The 20,343-nt window shown below is 38.1% G+C and carries 18 protein-coding genes; 8 read left to right on the top strand and 10 right to left on the bottom strand.

Annotation, left to right across the window (positions count from 1 at the left end; all coding sequences use genetic code 11):
• Nucleotides 1–228: 228 nt before the first annotated feature.
• The 9 genes from ASF92_RS05110 to ASF92_RS05065 all read right to left on the bottom strand — a co-directional run bounded on the left by ASF92_RS05110 (nt 229) and on the right by ASF92_RS05065 (nt 10,773).
• Nucleotides 229–1,368 (bottom strand): FecR family protein, encoded by a 1,140-nt coding sequence (locus tag ASF92_RS05110; RefSeq protein ID WP_056088712.1) that lies wholly within the window; start codon nt 1,366–1,368, stop codon nt 229–231.
• An 88-nt stretch (nt 1,369–1,456) separates the two neighbouring features.
• The gene (locus tag ASF92_RS05105; RefSeq protein ID WP_056088709.1) at nt 1,457–2,050 is read right to left on the bottom strand and encodes an RNA polymerase sigma-70 factor; all 594 of its coding nucleotides are present in this window, start codon (nt 2,048–2,050) and stop codon (nt 1,457–1,459) included.
• A gap of 204 nt (nt 2,051–2,254) precedes the next feature.
• Nucleotides 2,255–2,443, bottom strand: a complete 189-nt coding sequence (locus ASF92_RS05100; protein WP_056088706.1) for a hypothetical protein — start codon at nt 2,441–2,443, stop codon at nt 2,255–2,257.
• A 92-nt stretch (nt 2,444–2,535) separates the two neighbouring features.
• Complete coding sequence (locus ASF92_RS05095; RefSeq protein ID WP_056088703.1) at nt 2,536–4,611, bottom strand: glycoside hydrolase domain-containing protein; 2,076 nt, start codon at nt 4,609–4,611, stop codon at nt 2,536–2,538.
• Between the two features lie 131 nt (nt 4,612–4,742).
• Nucleotides 4,743–5,084 (bottom strand): hypothetical protein, encoded by a 342-nt coding sequence (locus ASF92_RS05090; RefSeq protein WP_056088700.1) that lies wholly within the window; start codon nt 5,082–5,084, stop codon nt 4,743–4,745.
• Nucleotides 5,085–5,198: 114 nt separating this feature from the next.
• Entirely contained in the window at nt 5,199–5,717 is a 519-nt protein-coding gene (locus tag ASF92_RS05085) for a DUF2911 domain-containing protein (protein WP_056088697.1), read from the bottom strand.
• A gap of 28 nt (nt 5,718–5,745) precedes the next feature.
• Nucleotides 5,746–7,437: a sodium:solute symporter gene (locus ASF92_RS05080; protein ID WP_056088694.1), complete on the bottom strand. Its 1,692-nt coding sequence runs from the start codon at nt 7,435–7,437 to the stop codon at nt 5,746–5,748.
• 142 nt (nt 7,438–7,579) lie between these two features.
• Nucleotides 7,580–8,014 carry a putative toxin-antitoxin system toxin component, PIN family gene (locus ASF92_RS05075; protein WP_056088691.1) on the bottom strand — a complete coding sequence of 145 codons (435 nt, stop codon included), beginning with the start codon at nt 8,012–8,014 and terminating at the stop codon, nt 7,580–7,582.
• Between the two features lie 254 nt (nt 8,015–8,268).
• On the bottom strand, nt 8,269–10,773 hold the full coding sequence (locus ASF92_RS05065; RefSeq protein ID WP_056088686.1) for a PIG-L family deacetylase: 2,505 nt from the start codon (nt 10,771–10,773) through the stop codon (nt 8,269–8,271).
• A gap of 131 nt (nt 10,774–10,904) precedes the next feature.
• Here ASF92_RS05065 and ASF92_RS05060 point away from each other — a divergent pair, with 131 nt between their 5' ends.
• From ASF92_RS05060 to kdpA, 6 genes are all read left to right on the top strand, one after another.
• A complete protein-coding gene (locus tag ASF92_RS05060) occupies nt 10,905–12,242 on the top strand; it encodes a sigma-54 dependent transcriptional regulator (protein WP_056088684.1) in 1,338 nt (445 codons plus the stop codon).
• Between the two features lie 52 nt (nt 12,243–12,294).
• Complete coding sequence (locus ASF92_RS05055) at nt 12,295–12,519, top strand: hypothetical protein (protein WP_056088681.1); 225 nt, start codon at nt 12,295–12,297, stop codon at nt 12,517–12,519.
• A gap of 3 nt (nt 12,520–12,522) precedes the next feature.
• Nucleotides 12,523–12,822 (top strand): type II toxin-antitoxin system RelE/ParE family toxin, encoded by a 300-nt coding sequence (locus ASF92_RS05050; RefSeq protein ID WP_056088679.1) that lies wholly within the window; start codon nt 12,523–12,525, stop codon nt 12,820–12,822.
• Between the two features lie 51 nt (nt 12,823–12,873).
• On the top strand, nt 12,874–14,451 hold the full coding sequence (locus ASF92_RS05045; RefSeq protein ID WP_056089201.1) for a M1 family metallopeptidase: 1,578 nt from the start codon (nt 12,874–12,876) through the stop codon (nt 14,449–14,451).
• A gap of 449 nt (nt 14,452–14,900) precedes the next feature.
• Nucleotides 14,901–14,978 carry a potassium-transporting ATPase subunit F gene (locus ASF92_RS21565; RefSeq protein WP_082468366.1) on the top strand — a complete coding sequence of 26 codons (78 nt, stop codon included), beginning with the start codon at nt 14,901–14,903 and terminating at the stop codon, nt 14,976–14,978.
• A gap of 101 nt (nt 14,979–15,079) precedes the next feature.
• Nucleotides 15,080–16,801, top strand: coding sequence for a potassium-transporting ATPase subunit KdpA (gene kdpA, locus ASF92_RS05040; RefSeq protein ID WP_056089198.1), 1,722 nt, complete (start codon nt 15,080–15,082; stop codon nt 16,799–16,801).
• Nucleotides 16,802–17,012: 211 nt separating this feature from the next.
• Here kdpA and ASF92_RS05035 read toward each other — a convergent pair whose 3' ends face one another.
• Nucleotides 17,013–17,333, bottom strand: a complete 321-nt coding sequence (locus tag ASF92_RS05035) for a four helix bundle protein (protein ID WP_056088676.1) — start codon at nt 17,331–17,333, stop codon at nt 17,013–17,015.
• Nucleotides 17,334–17,467: 134 nt separating this feature from the next.
• On the opposite strand from ASF92_RS05035, the gene kdpB reads away from it, so the two are divergent.
• Complete coding sequence (gene kdpB, locus ASF92_RS05030; protein ID WP_056088673.1) at nt 17,468–19,555, top strand: potassium-transporting ATPase subunit KdpB; 2,088 nt, start codon at nt 17,468–17,470, stop codon at nt 19,553–19,555.
• 178 nt (nt 19,556–19,733) lie between these two features.
• Nucleotides 19,734–20,294, top strand: a complete 561-nt coding sequence (locus tag ASF92_RS05025) for a K(+)-transporting ATPase subunit C (RefSeq protein WP_056088669.1) — start codon at nt 19,734–19,736, stop codon at nt 20,292–20,294.
• Nucleotides 20,295–20,343: the final 49 nt, after the last annotated feature.

Raw genomic sequence — 20,343 nt, 5'->3', positions numbered from 1 at the left:
AGGAATTAAATTCATATTTTCGTTTGTTTGGGTTAATGCGTAAATGGGTGTTCGGATTCGTTTTTAGGGTTAACTCAGCGATTTTTCCATGAATGTGCTGGTAACACATTCGTGGTTTTTTGCTTTTAAACCATTTCCTTAACGCGGCCGGAGTAGTCTTTTCTTCATTTTTGTTTGGTTTTATGGTTGATATTTAATTTGTCCAGGATGGTTAGCCCTGAAGGTTTTTTATTTTACGGTAATGACATTACCCTCTATATAAAATTTTACATTTCCAGTTTCTTCGAGCATTTTAAGTACCACAGAGATCTGATCAAATCTCGATACCGAACCGGAGAATGCTGGCAGATGTTCCAGGCTGTCTTCTACAACAAACCTAACTTTATACCATCTGGATAGTTTACGCAGAATGTGTTCCAGATTTTCATTTTTAAAGCGGAATTCCCCGTTTTTCCAATCTATTGCTGTAGTAGGATCTACTTTAACAATGTCAAAGTGTTTACCGTTCAGAATAGCTTGTTCGCCCGGTGTAATAAATTTTTCTGCCTCTGAATTGCTGACTTTTATGGCGCCTTCCAGAAGCGTCGTTTTCACAGCCGGTTCGCTATTGTAATTATTGATGTTAAAATGAGTACCCAAAACCTCTACGGTTTGCAAGTCACTTTTTACCATAAAGGGGTGCTTTTTATCTTTTGCCACTTCAAAATAAGCCTCACCATTCAATTCAACCGATCTGTTTTCTCCCTGGAACTTCGTAGGAAATTTCAGTTTTGTTGCTGCATTTAACCATATTTTCGTTCCATCAGACAAATTCACCTCATACTGGCCTCCTTGTGGTGTCTCAATGACATTCAGCATATCAGGATTAATATTATCCAGACCGTTTACCGCTGAAAATATTAACAATCCATTTGCAGATTTTTTGATGCTTATTCCATTTAAATTTATCAATTCGCCCGTTTTACTGCTTGAAAGGTCAATTTTTTGTCCGTTGCTCAAAGTTAACATTGCATGATTCCCACCTGGCTTAATATCATTGGCAAATCTTGCTTCAGGCGTTTGGTTCATTTTCCTGAAAAAATATAAACCTCCTATTAAAAAAATAACGACAATAGCCGCCGCCGCAGGAATTCGCAGCAGTTTTATCAACCTGGTTTTTGTTTTATCAACTTTACTACCACCAAATAACGCTGTGTCAATGCCATTTTTTATTCTCGAGCCCAGCATTTCTTTTTCAGCTTCACTTGCATTCCAATTATTTGACAGCAGCTGCTCCTCAATATAGGAGTCTACTAAATGTCGTTCCTTTGGACTTGCCATTTCATCAAGGTATTTTTTTAATAATATTTTGGTTTGCTCGGCATTCATGGTCGCATAGAACGTTTAGATGGCTTGATATAAATAGGTATTCCAAAAAAATGGCTTTGGTGGTAGATTTATTTTTAGAAAAAATGATTTATTTTAAAAGATGCATCAATATAGCAGTCATTGCAGCGGGAATCCGGCCATTTAATGATTCAGAAATAATTTTAAGGGCATTATTGATTTGTTTTTTTACCGTTCCTTCGGCTATAAATAGTTTTTCTGATATTTCGCGATGAGATAACTGCTCATCTCTGCTTAAAAGATAAACCTGTTGCATTTTTTTTGGGAGTTTTGTGATGGCCACTTCAATTTTGTCCTGTAACTCTTTAAGCGAAATGTTTTCTTCAATATTCTGGCTCCTATCGACGATGAATTCGGTCAGTTTTTCAAAAAAATCTATGGAGTGTACGTGTCTTTCAATATATCGAAGGCTGAGGTTCCGGGTACTTTTAATAAGATAAGCCGCCAAACTGCCCTTAACGGATAAATTAAGCCTTCTGTTCCAAAGCGAAATAAAAATTTCCTGAACAATATCTGCAGATTCATCTTCCGATCTGGTTAACCTGATTGAATAAGATACCATTTTTTCCCAGTAGCGGTTGTAGATTTCTGAAAACGCAGGCTTATCATCCTTTTTAAGCAGGAGGAGAAGTTCATCATCCGATAAATGCGAAACAGAGGCCATGGCATTGTAAGAATACGAATATAATTACAAAATGGTCAAACTGTTTTTTTAAGTCAGATAAAAAATAGTAATCAAGGTTAATAATTATCGGAAGATGTAGTAATAGAATTGGGATATCTAATTTTTTAAAAAAAAATCAAACAAAAAAAGCAAAAATAAATTTTTGCTTTCCTGTATTTCTCGGTAAATGTATTGTTGCAAGAACTATAATAAGCCATATAGTCCGTGAGCGTATTTGCGTAAAGAAGAAGAAACAGATTGCATTTTATCAGGTGATGGTCCTGTTACTTTATAAGCTTCGGGATGCATTTCCAAAAATTGGTTATTTTCTTTTTCTTCTGAGGTTCTTGTTAGCGTGTCATTCTGGATTTCGTCTGTTTTTAAAGGTGCCATTGTTATATCTTTTTATATAGCAAACAACACTGGCCGATAAAAAAAGTTTTTTGCTACTGAAAAGAAAATTGTATTTGACCTAAATTTAACAATCAGGGTTCTAATGCGGAAATCCAGTTCTCTGTGTCAGAAAGTTTTACCGGTGTAGCTGAAGCTTCAATCTTTAATACACCACCAGCCAGAATATCATCCTGAGTGATGTAATTTTTTTTAAAGGCCTTTCCATTTAATGTGACGGACTTGATATACTTATTTTTCAGACTGAAATTTTCAGTTTTAATTACAAAGGATTTACCTTTTGGCAAACTATAAGTAACGGAAGCAAACAACGGGACGTTTAAATAATAAACCGGCCAGCCTACACAAGCGGGAGAAAAACCAGTTGCTGCGAAAATATACCAAGCACTCATTGCGCCCGCATCATCATCCATAGTACGCAAATAAGCGTGGGGCTGATTCCGATAAATTTTGCCTATGTAACTGCCTATTCCCCGACTGTTGTCATTAAAATAATTCTGGATTACCGTATCGGCAGCCAATTGATGCATCCAATATTGCGATTTATAACCTTGCCTGGTTACATTATACATCAACGGAACTTGCAAATCCGGTTCATTGGCGTGATTGTATAGATCTTTATCAAAGAACTCATCCAGTTTTGCAAGGTAAGCTTCTTCTCCGCCGTCTAATGCAATTAAACCCTTGACGTCATATGGAACAAACCACCTGTATTGCCATATTGTACCCTGATATAAACCCCGGGCCTGCATCCGGTCTACATCCGGCCTTGTCATATCCTTAAAGTCTTTATTCCAATAGACTTTATATTCCAGGGCTTTATTTAAATAGAAATCTGATTTTTCCTTGTTTTTAAGAATTTTGTAAATTTCGGATAATGCCCAGTTGTCGTAACTTGATTCCAGGGCTTTGTCGGGCGATTTATAATCCAGACCGTTTACCTCCTTCGTTAAGGAATCTATAATTTTATTGAAATCAACCTTATAACCCTTGCGATAAGCGTCTAATAAAACGACAATTGCATGTTCTGTTCTGACGGTATTCGAAGGCTCGGTTTGAGTAGCATAATCCTTCTTACCTGAAATGTATAAATCAGCAATGGAATTGGTCATGCCCTGAAAACGTTCAGGTGTAATTAATGATAAGAGTGGTAGTTGTGTGCGGTAATTATCCCAAATGGCCCAACCATTATACCTGACTTCTTTGTCACTTTGAACATCACCTTTAGTATTCCTGTACTGTCCGTCTTTTTCTGAAATGACATAGGGCGACTGCATGGTACGGTATAACAGCGAATAAAATAACTTCGCACTTTCCATATCGCCTTCTACGGCAATTTTACTTAAATGATTGTTCCAATCGGTACTGCTTTGATTTTTTATCTGTTCGAATGAAGATTTAATAATGTTGGCTTTAGCGGCATGAACACTTACCGAAGAAAAAGCAATATTTATCTCCTCTTGTGTTGTAGCATGGCCATTTTTTGCAATCAGCTTATGATTTCCTTCGTCTTTCCAGTTAGAATTACCCGCTTCCAGGTAATAAAATATCTTGTACTTACCTACACCACAAGTTGTTTTTGAGATAATCCATCCGCTAACGGCTTTGCCATTAACCTCATGCTCTTCTGCTACAAAAGCACCGTTAAAAGCATAACTTAAATCCAGGTAAAAACCCTTTTCTCCTTTAGGAAATTGATAGTTGTGTTTTCCTGCATTGCCTAACACGGCTAACTTCGCTTTAATCTTATTCTCAAAACCAACTTCATAAAACCCGGGATTTGCTTTTTCCGACACTTTCAGCAATTCAGATTTGGAAGGGTCGCTACCTAAAAAAGGCTTGATTAAAATGTTTCCGCCCGAGCCCTGGCAGCCCACACCTTCGAAACGATTATGTGTAAATCCTAAAAACTTTTTGGCTAAGTACTCGTAACCTGTATGCGTTTTGGGATAAGTTTGCGGACCAATACTCAACATACTGAAAGGATAGGATGCAGCCGGCGACATTTGTCCGTGATCGGCCGACGAACCCAAAAACACATTAACCAAATCGACAGGCTTTGTATTCCTGACAGAAAAAATAGTTGCTTTGTTTTGCGATAAAACGTTTAAGCAAGAAAGTAATAAGCAGAAAATAAATATTTTTTTCAACGGATAAATTTATGGTTTGATAAGAAGAAGCAGCTAAATTATATAATTCAAGATTAAATTAAGGTTATGTTTCATGCTCTTAACAAACAAAAAGCCAAGACAAATAAAGCCCCGTCTGGGGCTTTATAAAACTACTTAAATTCGAAATTAAACTTATCATTTTCACTCCAAAGCATCACGTCACGCTGGGTTTCCTCATTATAAGCTACAACCTTTGTACCTACTATCTGCAAGTATGTATTTAATAATGCAGACTGACTGTCAACCTGTGTTTTTATCGCTTCTACTTTATTCGCTAGATCTGTCTTGAGCAATTCTGCATTTATTACAACATCAGCGGAGCTGGTTACAATATATTGAGAGGCAGAATGGTCAGGAACAGTTATTTTATTATGTTCTGACTCTAATTGACGCCATTTTTTGGCTAGTTCATAATACTTATCGTATTCGGCTTGTAAACTTATATTTTCCATAATTTTAATTTTTATTTAAAGTTACGGCGTTACCTTTCATTTGTAAAGTGTATTTTAAATTAAATAAAAAAAACCACGATTGTCATCGTGGCTTCTTATCGGGTGGCCCAACAATTATTTTATTGCAACCGGTACAGATATTTTATCCCAGTTCATCGTGAAACCGCTTTTTGTAATTTTATAAACCAGGGTTTCCTGTGTGGCCTTTAATGGAACAACTTTTACATCAACGCGTAAAGCGTCTTTAGATTCCTCATATTTATAGGCACCCCATTGTTTAGGTTCTTTGTTAAAAATTGCTGTCCAGGTTCCGCTTTCCTTCGGGATTAAGAAAAAGCTGTATTTGCCTGCTGCCAGTGCTTTACCCTGAACCATAATGTCTTTATCTGTTTCGAATGTAGTAGCTTCATTTGCACCTGCACGCCAAACTTTGTCGTAGGCTTCCAAACCGCCCCAGATTTTGCGCCCTTTTACTGACGGACTGCTGTAAGCAATTGTAATTGTTGCACCTTTAACTTTACCAGTTGCCGTAGCCGCCGGGCTGGCAGGTTTTTTTGCATCCTGAGCAATCGCGCTTACAGAAATGGTTATTGCTGCGAATAGCAGGGTAATAGATTTAATCATCGTTTTCATAGTATTATTTTATTTGTTGTTGTTTTCGTTACGAATTTAATGCTTTCGGCTTATAAAACAATAAACCGAGTGCCGAAAATAGAATCACCGCCGCTGCCCCGATAACATTGAGCCACAGGAAAGAAACGATATCGAGCTTATAAACGGCAATAACCGCAATTTCTGATAAGATGGCAGAAATAAAAACATTTGGCCCATCAATTTTCTTATAGTAAAATGCAACCAGGAAAATGCCTAATATTGGCCCGTAGAATAGGGAACCTAAAACATTAACGGCTTCAATTAATGAGCCCATCTGGGTGGCAAACATAGCGACCGCTATCGAGAAAATACCCCAGGCAAGTGTATGCAGCCGGCTGTATTTCAATTCCGTTTCTTCGTCTGGTTTATCCTTTGCAAATATCAAATGGATATCTTTTAATGAACAAGCGGCCAGAGAATTTAGTGCAGCGGATATCGATCCCCAGCTTGCCAAAAAAATTACAGCAAATAGCAAACCAACCATGCCCATTGGAAGCGTGTTCTTTACAAAATAAAGGAAGATGTAATTGGTATCTGTCTTCTCGGCGTTATAATTTGAATTATTGATGGCCTCTTCTACCCTGCCGTGCAAATCTTTCACCTGAACTTGCGTTTTTTTGAAAGCTTCGACTGTCTGGTCAAGTCTGGGAGATTTACTATCCTTTTGAGCCAGAATTTCTTTTGATTCAGCACTAAACTGCTTTTGCAAAGCATTGTGTTCCTGCTCAAAAACCGCTGCTTTGTCCGGACTGGTCTCCTTCAGGTATTGGTAAGAGCGTTCATTAAAATAAATCGGTGCTGGTTTTAAAGAGAAGAATGCAAAAAGCAATGCTCCGATTAACAGAATGGCAAACTGCATTGGAATTTTAACCAATCCGTTTAGCAGCAAACCCATTTTCGCATTGGTATTGTCTTTTGCAGTGATGTACCGTCCTACCTGGCTTTGATCGGTGCCGAAATAAGAAAGCGCAAGGAAAAAACCGCCGATTAATCCACTCCAGATGTTGTATTTATCTTTCCAATCGAATTCTGTTGTAATTACATTTAACTTTCCAGACTTTCCGGCGAGGTAAAGCGCATCTTTAAAACCAATGCCATCTGGCATGTTCTGAACCAGCAGATAACCTGCGAAAGCCATGGTTCCAAGAATAATCAGAAACTGTAATTTCTGGGTATGCGCAATAGCCTTTGCACCGCCTACATAAGTATAAATTAAAAGAATACCGCCTGTAAGAACATTGGTTAAATAGATGTTCCAGTTTAAAACGCTTGATAAGATTATACTTGGCGCATATATGCTAATCCCAGTTGAAAGCCCTCTGGAAAAAAGAAAAAGCAGAGAAGTAAGAACCCTTGTTTTTTTGTCAAAACGGTTTTCCAAATACTCATAAGCAGTGTAAACATTCAGGCGCTGAAAAATAGGGATAAAAGTAATGCAGATAACAATCATCGCCAGTGGCAAGCCAAAATAATACTGAACGAAACGCATGCCATCGGTGTATGCCTGGCCCGGTGCCGAAAGAAAGGTGATGGCGCTTGCCTGTGTGGCCATAATGCCCAAAAGCACAATGTACCAGGGCATTTTGTTATCAGCCTTTAAGTAAGATTCGTTACTTTTTTGTCCACGGCCGATGAATATACCATAAACAACAACAGCGAACAGGGTAAAAATAAGTACTATCCAGTCGATATTACTCATGCCCAGAATTTAGTAAACAAATAATAGAATATGATCTGAAATACCAGGGCCAGTGCGAGTAATATGTACCAGGTATTCCAGTTTTTAAGTTGTTTGTTCATTATGTCGGCGTTAAAATAAATTTAAGATATGACTCGCTACGCTAATGATCTAAAATATCTTCAAAATTATCGTTCAAAAACGCCGATATGGTGGTGATTTTTGTTTGGTTGATCTCATTGAGAATAAGCAAGTCTTTATCACCTGTAATAAGAAAATCTGCATTTCCATCAACACAAAGAGAAAGCAGAAAGTTATCTTTCTCGTCACGACAAATATTAAGTATTGTTTTTACCTTGATAAATTCTCCATATTCATCAATAGTTACAAGTAAGTCTTCTAAATCTACCTGATTAAAATACCGCCTGAGTTTTGGTCTTTTAGCAACCTCTAAAAACTCTTCTAATAATTCCTGGCTAAACACTAAAATACTTTTTTTAGAGAATATAATTTCATCGAGTTTAGAGAAATCATTAGTAATTAAAAAGCTAATCCAAAGATTTGTATCGAGAATTATTCTACTTCGCTGATTTCGCATATCGTTTAGATCTCACCAACTCCACCTCTTTCGTAATTTCCTCAAATGAAGGTGTTGATTTAGACCTTAGTCTTTTCAGTACATTGACAAATCCATTTTTAGAGGTATCTTGAATTGCAATAAGATTTAAGGCTGCCAATTCTCTTAAAAGCCTGGCGGCTTTTGGGTTTAGTATATCAATTCGCATAGTATCCATATATCAAATTTAAGGAAAAGAAAACAATTTATCCATTTCATCATAAGTTTCAATTAAATCAATTTTGCTGTGCTGATAAAAAGTTCAAAAACAAACGTGCTGCACCAACATTTCCGGCAGGCAACTGCCTGAAAAATGCTAATGGTGTGTAAATGAAATTGCCTTTACCATATTTGGCATATAATGTTGAGCCTTGCAAAGGTTCTTCATCGGTATCGTGCATTTCAAATAGTGCTTCGTATGCTGAATCCCATTTATCTGGAAAATAAGCACCACGTTCCTGTACCCAGCCTTTAAAATCTTCGGCCGTAATTTTATTCGGAAAGTTTAACAATTTATGCCCTGGTTTCAAGAATTTTAATTCTGCATTTTCTTCGGTAACACGTTTATTCGCAATGCTAAAATCATACATGCCCAATTTATTAACCGTAGCATCCTGATTGGTATTGTATTGCATAACTAAATTACCTCCTGCCTTAACATAGGTCCATAAAAATGGCATCCAGCGGCCGAGTTTCTTTTCTGTATTGTTTGCACGAACACCCAGTACGATTGCATCATATTGTGATAACTTATTCCCACCGCCGTTTGCGCCTGACTCATCCGCATGCCCGTAAAAATCCTCGTCCTTTAAAACATCGACCTGAATGCCGGCAATACGCAAAAAGTCGGGTATGAAATCGCCGGCACCCTCAATGTAACCAACTTTTTTGACCTTTGCCAGAATTTCGCCTTTCATTAAAATCGCTGTTGCAGGTGCAAAATATTGTAGGGAAGGTAAATGTGGGTACTGAATCAATACCTGTTTTTTATTGTAGGTTTTGCCATCAACCACATAATCAGCATCCAGTTGCAAGCGATTAGAATTTATTTCGGACAATTTAGCTTTCGGAATAATGTAGTCGATGGTAACATCTTTAGCCGTTACGGAAACCCGATCTGCACCACCCAGGCGTTGTCCGTTATACAGCAGGTTTAACTGACCATTATTATATTGCTTGTTTGAATTGACTTTCAAATTTAAGCTAAGCCGTAAATCTTCGTTCTCCTTAACCAGGTAAAGTGGCTGCGTAAATTTCAGTTCCAGCGCCGGAACAATGCGCAGGGCCTCAACCACATCGCCACGTACCGGATCTAATTTCTTAAAAGATAAAGGCAGCTTAACCTGAAACATTTCCGCACCGATTTTTAAAGTCAGCAAAACATTCAGTAACGATTCTGCCTCTGGCAAACCAATTAAAGTATCATTTGCAACAGAAAAAGTCGCTGCATTTTTTGCAGGTTTTGCCAGCCAGTAAGGTTCTGTGAGTGCGGCATCATCCGGAATCTGAATTTTATGTTCTATGGTAATCAGAGAATCGCCCGAAAGTTTTCTGTTTAAATTCTCTGACTGATCTAGCCACTTTACCTTCTCCAAAACAACGGGATTCGTAGCTCTTGAAATCAGATTCAATCTGAAATTGTAATTATCTCCTGCAACAGCTTCAGCCTGATTGGTAACCACCTCGCCCATGAAACCAGCACAACTTAAAATGATTTTATCCAGCGCAGCAATTTTATCTTTTTTCAGGTTTGCGTTTTTTAGTGCCATAAACTCTTTTCGCAGAACAAGCAATGCAGGCAAACTCGTTTCGGGATTATTAAAGTTGAAAGCGGAAATAATTTTATCCAGGGAACTATCGATATTGCCATTACCTTTTGCCGTCCAGGTTTTAAATAATCCATCAAAAAGTCCGGTTTTCGCTTGTTCGCCAAATACATGCGTAAAATATTCCGTTCTGATCCCGGCTACAGATTGTGTACCTGCACCCTGGCTTTTGTGCAAACTTCTACTTAACCCTGCGAGTTCACCATAGCCCATTCCCAATTGTGCATCATATTGACCAACGGTAACCTTGAATTGGTTTTCAGCTGTTGTATTAACTGACCCAAACCGGAAGGTATTCCACAATAGTCGTTTAGGCTGCCACACATCAACATAATTCAGTTGATTTGGAAAGGCAGTTTTATCACCAGCCAGCTTAAAAGCTTTTTCGGCAACCACAGCCGAAGCCGCATGTTGTCCATGGCCTGCAGCAGCAGTTGGTGGAAAGCGACAAATAATAACGTCGGGTCGAAATTTACGTATGGCCCAAACAACATCAGCTGTGATGCTATCGGCATCCCATTGTTTAAAGGTATCATTGGTATTTTTAGAAAAACCAAAATCGATGGCACGGGTAAAAAATTGCTGTGCACCATCCAGCTTTCTTGCTTCCAGGAGTTCATGTGTTCTAATCAGGCCAAGCGCAGCACCTTGCTCGGTACCAATTAAGTTTTGACCACCATCGCCTCTTGTTAAAGAAAGGTAAGCCGTTTCTACATTCTGTTCATTTATTAACCAGGATAACAAACCCGTATTTTCGTCGTCAGGATGTGCAGCGAGGTATAAAACTTTTGGTAAGTGTTTAAGGGTTTTAAGTTCGCGGTATATTTCAGCCGATTTTGACGGACGAACCTGTTGTGCCGAACATAAAATTGCATAAAACCCTAAAAAAAATATTATGGTTAGTCGTTTAAACATAGAATTTGCTTTGTGTTCCTCCAAAGATGCTAAAATGCTTTTGTTTTGAAGCGCAGGAAACGAAAAAGGTACGAATTATTATCCGCTCAAATTACTGTTTTATCTTTAATATTGCATCATAAACTCAACCTATGAATGGCATTGTCCTCATCATTGATGATGAAAAGAAAATCTGTAGTTTACTTTCCAGAATTATTGAACTGGAGGGCTTTAAAACCTTGCAGGCAAATACTGGAAAAGAGGGCATCAAATTACTCAAAACGAATGAGGTAAGCCTTGTAATCAGTGATGTAAAATTGCCCGATGTTAATGGTGTTGCCTTGGTTAAGGACATCAAAGCGCTAAAACCATTTGTTGAAGTTATAAACCTAACTGCTTATGGAACCATTTCAGATGGTGTATTGGCCATAAAAAACGGTGCTTTTGATTACCTGGTTAAAGGTGATGATAACGATAAAATTATTCCTTTGCTTTACAAGGCGATGGATCAAGCAAATCTTCAGCAGCGGGTTTTTGAACTGGAAAATAAGGTTTCGTCCAAACACAGCTTTAGTTCCATTATCGGAAAATCAAAGGCTTTAAAAGAAGCCATAGATTTAGCGAAAAGAGTGAGTAAAACCGATACAACCGTGCTGCTTTTAGGCGAAACCGGAACAGGAAAGGAAGTTTTTGCACAATCCATTCACTACGAAAGCCCCAGGGCGATGAAGCCTTTTGTTGCCTTAAATTGCAGTGGTTTTAGTCCGGATTTATTAGAAAGTGAATTATTCGGTTACAAAGCCGGCGCATTTACAGGCGCAAATAAAGACAAAAAGGGCTTACTTGAAGAGGCTAACGGCGGCACCTTGTTTTTAGATGAAATCGGTGAAATGAACCTGGATTTACAGGCCAAACTTTTGCGTGTTTTAGAAAACCAGAGCTTCATTAAAGTCGGCGACACACGCACGAATCAAGTGAATGTCCGCATTTTAGCAGCAACCAATAAAGATTTGAAAAATGATGCCGCGACAGGAAAATTCCGTTCCGATTTATATTATCGCCTATCGGTATTTACGATAATACTACCACCGTTACGGGAAAGAAAAGGCGATATTCCAGCCTTGGCCAGCTATTATTTAAACGAATTTTCGCTTAAAGTTAACCACCCTGCGCTAAGACTGGATGATAAAATTTTACAGCTTTTTGAGAAACATAACTGGAAAGGAAATATCCGTGAACTTAAGAATGTTATCGAGAGGCTTGTAATTTTGTCTGATGGTGATACCTTAAATACCAGCGCATTACCTGTTGAATTTTTTGAATCCTCACCAGTAGAAAACAGTTATAATTTGCAGGACATAGAAAAACAACACATCCAAAAAGTTTTAATCCATACTAAAGGAAATAAGACAGAAACTTCCAGGTTATTGGGCATCGGCCTGACTACGCTTTACAGGAAAATAGAAGAATATGGGATAGGTGATTTGTAAAATCGACTGCTTAAGGTTCCTTTTTTGAAAAATTTTTAATTAAATTTGTTACATGAGCATTCAATATCTATCAAATGAAAGTGGCCAGGTAACTGCAGTGCAATTTCCAATAGAGGAGTGGGAGAAATTAAAAAAAATTTACCCTAACATTGGCGCCCTTGATTTCTCCTTACCAGAATGGCAAAAAGAGATTTTGGATAAAAGAATGCAGGTGTTAACAGATGAGCCAGGTAGGATAAAACCATTATCAGAATTAATGACCGAACTCGAAAAATAGAATATGGACTATGGTTTATATTTTCTTGATGAGGTAAAATCAGATATTCGGGAAGCCAAAGACTTGTATAAAACTCAAAAACCAGGCTTAGAAAAACGTTTCGCGCAAGAAATTAAAAAATCAATATTAAAACTTCAAAATCACCCAAAGAGTTACGAAATAAGGTATAAAAATATTCGTTCTGTCTTTACCGAAGTGTTTCCGTACGCAATTCATTTTTTTATTGATGATAAACTTAAGCAAGTGGTTATTATTGCCATATTGCATCAAAGCCGTAATCAAAATATTAACCAGGATAGATAAATTTCATGATTCTGAATGGGTTTATTTATTATCTTTCGAAAAAAATTTAACATGCAAAAAACCTTTCTAACCATTTTATTATCCCTCTTTTCATTTTCAATATTTGCTCAACAAGCCTATTTTCAACAAGATTTAGATTACAATATTGACGTAACCTTAAACGATAAAGACAAGTCTTTAAAAGGGTTTGAGACGATAGTTTACAAAAATAATTCACCCTCTAACCTGGATTTCATCTGGTTTCATATCTGGCCGAATGCATATAAAAATGAAACGACGGCACTCTTTAAACAAATAAACAGCGATACGTCCCGTAAGGAGAAACTAAAAAATGTAACCTACGGAAGTATTGACGGATTAAACTTTAAAGTTAACGGAAAGACGGCTAAAACAGAAGCCCATCCAAATCCGGAATACATCGATATCATAAAAGTTTTACTTCCTTCTGCTTTAAAACCAGGAGATTCTATAACGATAACAACTGATTTCAATGTAAAACTGCCAAGCTATTTTTCCCGTTCGGGTTATGCCGACACCGAATTTATGGTTACGCAATGGTACCCGAAACCGGCAGTATTTGATAGGGATGGCTGGCATGAATTCCCATATTTAGATATGGGCGAGTTTTACAGTGAGTATGCGAATTACAAGGTTAATATTACTTTACCGTCGGGCTACGTGGTTGGCGCCACGGGTGTGATGCAAAACGCTGATGAACTTGCTGCTTATAAAACCATTGGCGCAAAAAACACAGCTAACAGAAACAAACCGACTATTTATGCGCCGGTTAGCAAATCAGCTACTAAAACTTTAACGTACTCAATTAAAAATGTTCCTGATTTTGCCTGGTTTGCCGATAAGGATCTGGTGATTCAATATGATACTGTAAAACTAGCTTCAGGCAAAGTAGTTGACGCCTTTAGTTATTACCATAATAAGAAAAATACGCTTTGGACAAACAGCATCGATTATATAAAAGATGCAACGAAGCATTATAGCAAATGGATTGGCGAATATGAATATCCTGTTGTTCAAGCGATAGAGGGTCCGAAGAATAATGCCAGCGGCGGAATGGAATACCCAACCATTACGCTTATCACAAGTCCTGATGCGAAGAAAGAAACTTTGGATGGCGTAATTACCCACGAAGTTGGCCACAACTGGTTTATGAGTATGCTCGGTAGTAACGAGCGGATGCATACCTGGCAGGATGAGGGTTTTAATACTTATTACCAATTTCGATATGAAGCAGAAAAATACAAGTCGAATTCGATTTTTGGGGATGCCATTCCGGCAAAACTTAAAGAATTACCGACAGATAAATTTTTAGCGAGTATTTATGGTGCGTTGTCCAATGTTCCAATGCAGTCGGCCATTGAAACACCCGCTGCAGATTTTAAAACTTCCGAGGAATATGGCTTGATTTCTTACGCTAAAACGGCCTTATGGTTATACCTTTTACAATCCGAGGTTGGCCAGGAAAAGTTCGATAAGGCATTTCAGGCTTACTTCAGCGAGTGGAAAAATAAACACCCGACACCTGCAGATTTCAAAACCTCAATGGAGAAATCGTTAGGCGTAAATCTGGATAAATATTTTGCTTTATTAAATCAACAAGGTAAGTTTTAGATAAACCCATTCCTAGTTTTATGATATAAAACGCTTAGCTTTTGGCTAGGCGTTTTTTTATACCATAAATTAAATAAAAAAAGCAATTAGCTCATATTTATAAAAAATACGGCTCATTTTAATATTTATTTTAGCCGTATTTTAAATCGCGTTGAGCCGAATGATGGTTAACCCAATCATAAATCTTACCACTTCGTTGCTAAGCTTCTACCCTATAACGATAAAAACCCTTCCAAAACGGAAGGGTTTTTATTTGCTTAAAATCTGCAAAAAGCTATTAAAACATTGAAAACCAAATAGTTATTCCGACTTCATCTTCATCGGCACAAGAATTGGCAACAGGCATTTCATAAATCAATAAGTTATGACAGTTATCCTATTTCTAATTATCCATTTGCTCAGCTGGGCAACTTACAAATCAATCGACTGGTTCGAAAAAATCTAAAGACATGTTAGCACTATTCATCATCGCAATCGCCGTATTTATCTATATGATTTACGTGTTGATTAAACCGGAAAAATTCTAAAAAGAGAATTGGAAATAGATAATGGGAAATGGTTTTACACTTTGCTTTATACCCAATCTCTATTTCCTACTCCCTATTACCCATTCTTACAAAAAGAAAAAATGAACACAGAATTAATTGGCATCATTGCCACCTTCCTCTTAACCTTAATCATAGCCATCCCTCTGGGTAAGTATCTGGCTAAGGTATTTGCAGGAGAAAAAGTTTGGACAGACTTTTTAAAGCCACTCGAAAGTGGAATTTACAAACTATCGGGCATCAATATTAAAGAGCAAATGAACTGGAAACAGCAATTAAAAGCTTTGCTAACCATTAATATTTTATGGTTGGTTTATGGCTTTTTCGTCCTAATATTCCAGAATAAACTTCCGCTAAATCCAGATGGGAATCCAGGAATGACAGCAGACCTGGCCTTTAACACCATCATCAGCTTTGTAGCCAATTGCAACCTGCAACATTACTCAGGGGAAAGCGGTGTAAGTTACCTCACACAGCAATTTGTACTGATGTTTCTCCAGTTTGTAAGTGCAGCTACTGGTATCGCCGCTGCTGTTGTGCTATTTAAAGCTTTCAGAGATAAAACCACAACACAACTCGGTAACTTCTGGGAGTTTTTTGTAAAATCGATTACCAGGTTATTGTTGCCTTTATCGATCGTTATCGCTTTAATTTTAACATTTAACGGCACGCCTGCCAGCTACGATGCGAAAGACCAATTCATTTCAGTCCAAGGAGATACGGTAAATGTTTCCCGCGGACCTGCAGCACAAATGATTGCCATAAAACACCTTGGAACGAATGGAGGTGGGTATTTTGGTGCAAATTCTGCTCACCCATTCGAAAACCCAAATTACTTAACCAACATAGTTGAAATGATTGCCCAGGTAATTGTTCCAATAGCCATGGTTATTGCATTCGGCTATTTCATTCGCCGAAAAAAATTAGGCTGTACCATTTTTGGAGTAATGACCATCGGTTTATTTATGCTAATGATTCCAACACTAAGTTCTGAACTGGGTGGAAATCCCGCAATTGCTAAAATGGGAATTTCGCAGGCTACGGGTGCTATGGAAGGTAAAGAAGTTCGTTTCGGACCCGCAGCAACTGCTTATTGGAGTACATTAACGACCGTAATTTCTACAGGTTCGGTAAACGGAATGCACGACAGCACCATGCCACTTACCGGCTTATGGCAATTATTAGCTATGATGATAAACGGATTTTACGGCGGCTGTGGCGTTGGGATACTAAACTATTTCATTTACCTGATTATCGCTGTTTTTATTTCAGGTTTGATGGTAGGCAGAACACCGGAATTTTTAGGTCATAAAGTTGAAGCCCGGGAAATTAAAATCGCTGCGATTATTACGTTACTGAGTCCGTTTTTGATTTTAGCGGGAACAGCTATTGCCAGTTATGTTTTTACCAATCATGGCGATGCAGCCTGGGCAGTACAACCAAAAGCATGGTTAAATAACCCTGGTTTCCATGGCTTCTCTGAAATGCTTTACGAGGTTACTTCTTCGAATGCCAACAACGGTTCGGGCTTTGAAGGCTTAGGAGATAACAATGTATTCTGGAACGTACTCACCGGGGTCATCATTTTCCTTGGTCGTTTCTTACCGATAATTGGTCCGGTGGCTATTGCCGGTTTATTAGGTGCTAAAAAATTTATTCCAGAATCTGCTGGAACACTTAAAACAGATACCAAAACATTCGCATTGATGACCTTTGCTGTGATTCTTGTACTGAACGCACTTTCCTATTTCCCTGCGTTGGCTTTAGGTCCTCTGGCAGAATATTTTTCAATGGTTGGGAAATAGGGAATAAGGGAAATGGTGAATAGGCAAAAAGGAAAAATGAAAAGGGGAAGAATAGGAAATATGAGAATGGAAATAGACATACTGTATATATCATGCATCCAATCAATTCCTATTCCTTATTATCCATTCCCTATTATCTACTTATAATTCCCTATTGGCCATCCCAAAATTATCCCATCCTTCTCTTAACCATGTTAATAAAACCTAGCAATCATTTAAAAATCAAATCCAATTGGATGGAAACTTTATCAAAATCATCAGGTGTAATAAATTGTAGTTCTTTGGATAAGAGTAGCAAAGTATCTAGTTCGCTTGCAGAGCCGAGCGCAATGTATAAAAACTGTTGTAGTTCTTTATCCGACCTTCTAGCTGAGCCTTCTGCAATATTTACAGGTATAGAAGTACAAGCCCTTCGTATTTGCGAAGTCAATCCAAATCTTTCATCCATTGAAAATTTCGAAGTAACCGAGTATAGTGTTTTAACCAAATCGAAACTTTGTTTCCATGCTTCCAGGTTTTGGTGTGGTTTCATGAGTGAGGTCGTTAAATTATTTGAATATACAACTATCAAGTTTAAGTTAAACTTATTTTCAAACTATGATTTTAAGATTCCCAATCAGTTTCCAATTCCCCATTACCAATTTTTAAATTAATCAATAAATCAAAATGAAACCCAATAATAAATTATTCGAACCCGCTATAGTGCAAACTGCATTCAAACAATCCTTTATCAAACTCGACCCCAGGGTAATGGTTCGTAACCCGGTCATGTTTACCGTTGAAGTGGGCACACTGGTAATGGCTTACGTTACGATTTACTCTTTCAGCAACAGTAGACAAGGCGCTCCTTTGTATAACTTTTTCATCTTCCTCGTGCTTTTGCTTACCGTTCTGTTCGCCAATTTTGCGGAGGCCATTGCCGAGGCAAGAGGAAAAGCACAAGCCGATAGCTTACGTAAAACACGCGAAGAAACGCCAGCAAAAGTGCTTTTGGCTAACGGAACGATTGAAATTCGTTCATCGAATCAATTAAAAAAAGGTGACGTGTTTGTTTGTGAAACCGGCGATACCATTCCTACAGATGGCGAAATTATCGAAGGCATTGCAACGATCGACGAATCGGCCATTACCGGAGAATCCGCCCCGGTCATTCGCGAATCTGGTGGCGATAAATCATCCGTTACTGGTGGTACAAAAGTATTATCAGATGAGATCAAAGTTCAGGTGAGTACAGCTCCAGGCGAAAGTTTTTTAGATAAAATGATTGCTCTAGTTGAAGGTGCATCACGTCAGAAAACACCAAACGAAATCGCATTAACTATTCTATTAGCAAGTTTTACTTTAGTGTTCATTATCGTTTGCGTTACTTTAAAACCTTTCGCCGATTACGCCAATACACCAATTACCATTGCAGCTTTAATTTCGCTTTTCGTTTGCTTAATCCCGACTACCATTGGCGGTTTGTTATCAGCCATCGGCATTGCCGGAATGGACAGAGCTTTAAGAGCAAACGTGATTACCAAATCCGGTAAAGCGGTTGAAACGGCTGGCGATATTGATGTTTTACTGTTGGATAAAACCGGAACAATCACCATCGGAAATCGCAAAGCAACCAACTTCTACCCTACTGCCGGCGTAGTGATTAAAGATTTTACCGATGCCTGTGTACTAGGTTCTTTGGCTGATGAAACCCCGGAAGGAAAATCGATTATTGAACTAAGCCTCACCCCGGCTCTCTCCGGAGGAGAGGGAGCCAAGAGAGAGAGAGAAAGTTTTATTGCGAATTATAAAGCCCTCCCTTCCGGATCGGGTTTGGGTGGGGCAACATTTATTAAGTTCACAGCCGAAACCCGCTCCAGCGGATTAGATACTCCGGATGGAAGACGCATTAGAAAAGGAGCTTTCGATTCCATTAGAAATATTGTAGAAAAAGCAGGAAATATTTTTCCATCGGATATTGAAGATCATGTTAAAGCCATCGCAACAAACGGTGGAACGCCTTTAGTAGTTTCAGAAAATGAAAAAGCTTTAGGGGTAATCGAATTACAGGATATTATTAAACCTGGGATTAGCGAACGTTTCGAACGCTTGCGCAAAATGGGTGTAAAAACCGTAATGGTAACAGGCGATAACCCTTTAACAGCCAAATACATCGCCGAAAAAGCAGGTGTAGATGACTTTATTGCTGAAGCAAAACCTGAGGATAAAATGAACTACATAAAAGATGAGCAGGCATTGGGCAAACTGGTTGCAATGATGGGTGATGGAACAAATGATGCGCCTGCCCTTGCCCAGGCAGATGTTGGTGTTGCCATGAACAGCGGAACACAAGCGGCAAAAGAAGCAGGCAACATGGTTGATTTAGATAACGATCCAACCAAATTAATTGAGATTGTAGAAATCGGGAAACAACTGTTAATCACCCGGGGAACATTGACCACTTTCTCCATTGCGAATGATGTCGCTAAATACTTTGCCATTGTTCCTGCTTTGTTTATTGCTTCAATTCCTGCCTTGCAAAGCTTGAACATTATGGGTTTACATTCTCCGGAAAGTGCAATTATGTCTGCAGTGATTTTTAACGCGATTATTATTCCGATTTTAATTCCATTGGCACTTAAAGGAGTAGCATATAAGCCAATTGGCGCAACGGCATTGCTTCGCAGAAACTTATTTATCTATGGAATCGGAGGTGTAGTAGCACCATTTATAGGCATTAAAATAATTGATTTACTAGTTGGATTATTTGTTTAAAAATAGGGAATAGAGAATTGGAAATAGAGAATAGACTCAAGAAATAATGGCAATTAGCCCATTTACTAATACCTATTTCCTATTTCCAAAAATCCATTTCACTAAAAAATAAAATCTATTCACTATTACCCATTTCCCAATATCAACAATTACTTATTTCCCTTAAAATTTAAATAAAATGAAAAAATACATCATACAATCGATACGCTTAACCTTAGTTTTAATCGTATTGTTATGCATCATCTACCCAATCAGCATTGCTTTAGCCGGAAAACTTGCTAAAAGTAATGGTGGGGGTGAAAAAATCACTAAAAATGGTAAAACCATTGGCTATGAATTGTTAGGTCAATCGTTTAGCAAACCAGAATATTTCTGGGGCAGACCATCGGCTGTTGGTTACAATGCTGCAGGCTCGGCCGGCTCAAACAAAGGACCATCTAATCCCGATTATTTAAAAGAAGTTCAATCGAGAATTGATACCCTTTTGAAATATAATCCTGGTTTACAAAAATCAAATATCCCTGCTGATATGGTTACGGCATCCGGCAGTGGTTTAGACCCAAATATCTCCGAGCAAGGTGCAGAAATTCAGATTGCAAGAATAGCCAAAGCAAGAAATATCAGTCAACAAAAAGTGAAAGAACTAGTGGCTATGAATACTTTAAAACCTTTATTTGGATTATTCGGTCCATCATCAGTAAATGTTTTAAAATTGAATCTGGCTTTGGATAACTTGTAATTTAAATGTCGTCTTTTCGACTGGAGCACAGCGAAACGGAGAAATCTTT

The organism is Pedobacter sp. Leaf176 (genome assembly GCF_001424305.1).
GTDB lineage: Bacteria > Bacteroidota > Bacteroidia > Sphingobacteriales > Sphingobacteriaceae > Pedobacter.
This window is presented reverse-complemented; position numbering and strand designations above follow the sequence as displayed.

Coding starts and splice junctions, on each gene's coding strand:
- ASF92_RS05050 (WP_056088679.1), top strand. CDS start 12,523: ATGGACTATGGTTTATATTTTCTTGATGAGGTAAAATCAGATATTCGG.
- kdpB (WP_056088673.1), top strand. CDS start 17,468: ATGAAACCCAATAATAAATTATTCGAACCCGCTATAGTGCAAACTGCA.
- ASF92_RS05075 (WP_056088691.1), bottom strand. CDS start 8,014: ATGCGAAATCAGCGAAGTAGAATAATTCTCGATACAAATCTTTGGATT.
- ASF92_RS05110 (WP_056088712.1), bottom strand. CDS start 1,368: ATGAATGCCGAGCAAACCAAAATATTATTAAAAAAATACCTTGATGAA.
- ASF92_RS21565 (WP_082468366.1), top strand. CDS start 14,901: ATGTTAGCACTATTCATCATCGCAATCGCCGTATTTATCTATATGATT.
- ASF92_RS05065 (WP_056088686.1), bottom strand. CDS start 10,773: ATGTTTAAACGACTAACCATAATATTTTTTTTAGGGTTTTATGCAATT.
- kdpA (WP_056089198.1), top strand. CDS start 15,080: ATGAACACAGAATTAATTGGCATCATTGCCACCTTCCTCTTAACCTTA.
- ASF92_RS05100 (WP_056088706.1), bottom strand. CDS start 2,443: ATGGCACCTTTAAAAACAGACGAAATCCAGAATGACACGCTAACAAGA.
- ASF92_RS05060 (WP_056088684.1), top strand. CDS start 10,905: ATGAATGGCATTGTCCTCATCATTGATGATGAAAAGAAAATCTGTAGT.
- ASF92_RS05090 (WP_056088700.1), bottom strand. CDS start 5,084: ATGGAAAATATAAGTTTACAAGCCGAATACGATAAGTATTATGAACTA.
- ASF92_RS05080 (WP_056088694.1), bottom strand. CDS start 7,437: ATGAGTAATATCGACTGGATAGTACTTATTTTTACCCTGTTCGCTGTT.
- ASF92_RS05085 (WP_056088697.1), bottom strand. CDS start 5,717: ATGAAAACGATGATTAAATCTATTACCCTGCTATTCGCAGCAATAACC.
- ASF92_RS05035 (WP_056088676.1), bottom strand. CDS start 17,333: ATGAAACCACACCAAAACCTGGAAGCATGGAAACAAAGTTTCGATTTG.
- ASF92_RS05045 (WP_056089201.1), top strand. CDS start 12,874: ATGCAAAAAACCTTTCTAACCATTTTATTATCCCTCTTTTCATTTTCA.
- ASF92_RS05105 (WP_056088709.1), bottom strand. CDS start 2,050: ATGGCCTCTGTTTCGCATTTATCGGATGATGAACTTCTCCTCCTGCTT.
- ASF92_RS05055 (WP_056088681.1), top strand. CDS start 12,295: ATGAGCATTCAATATCTATCAAATGAAAGTGGCCAGGTAACTGCAGTG.
- ASF92_RS05025 (WP_056088669.1), top strand. CDS start 19,734: ATGAAAAAATACATCATACAATCGATACGCTTAACCTTAGTTTTAATC.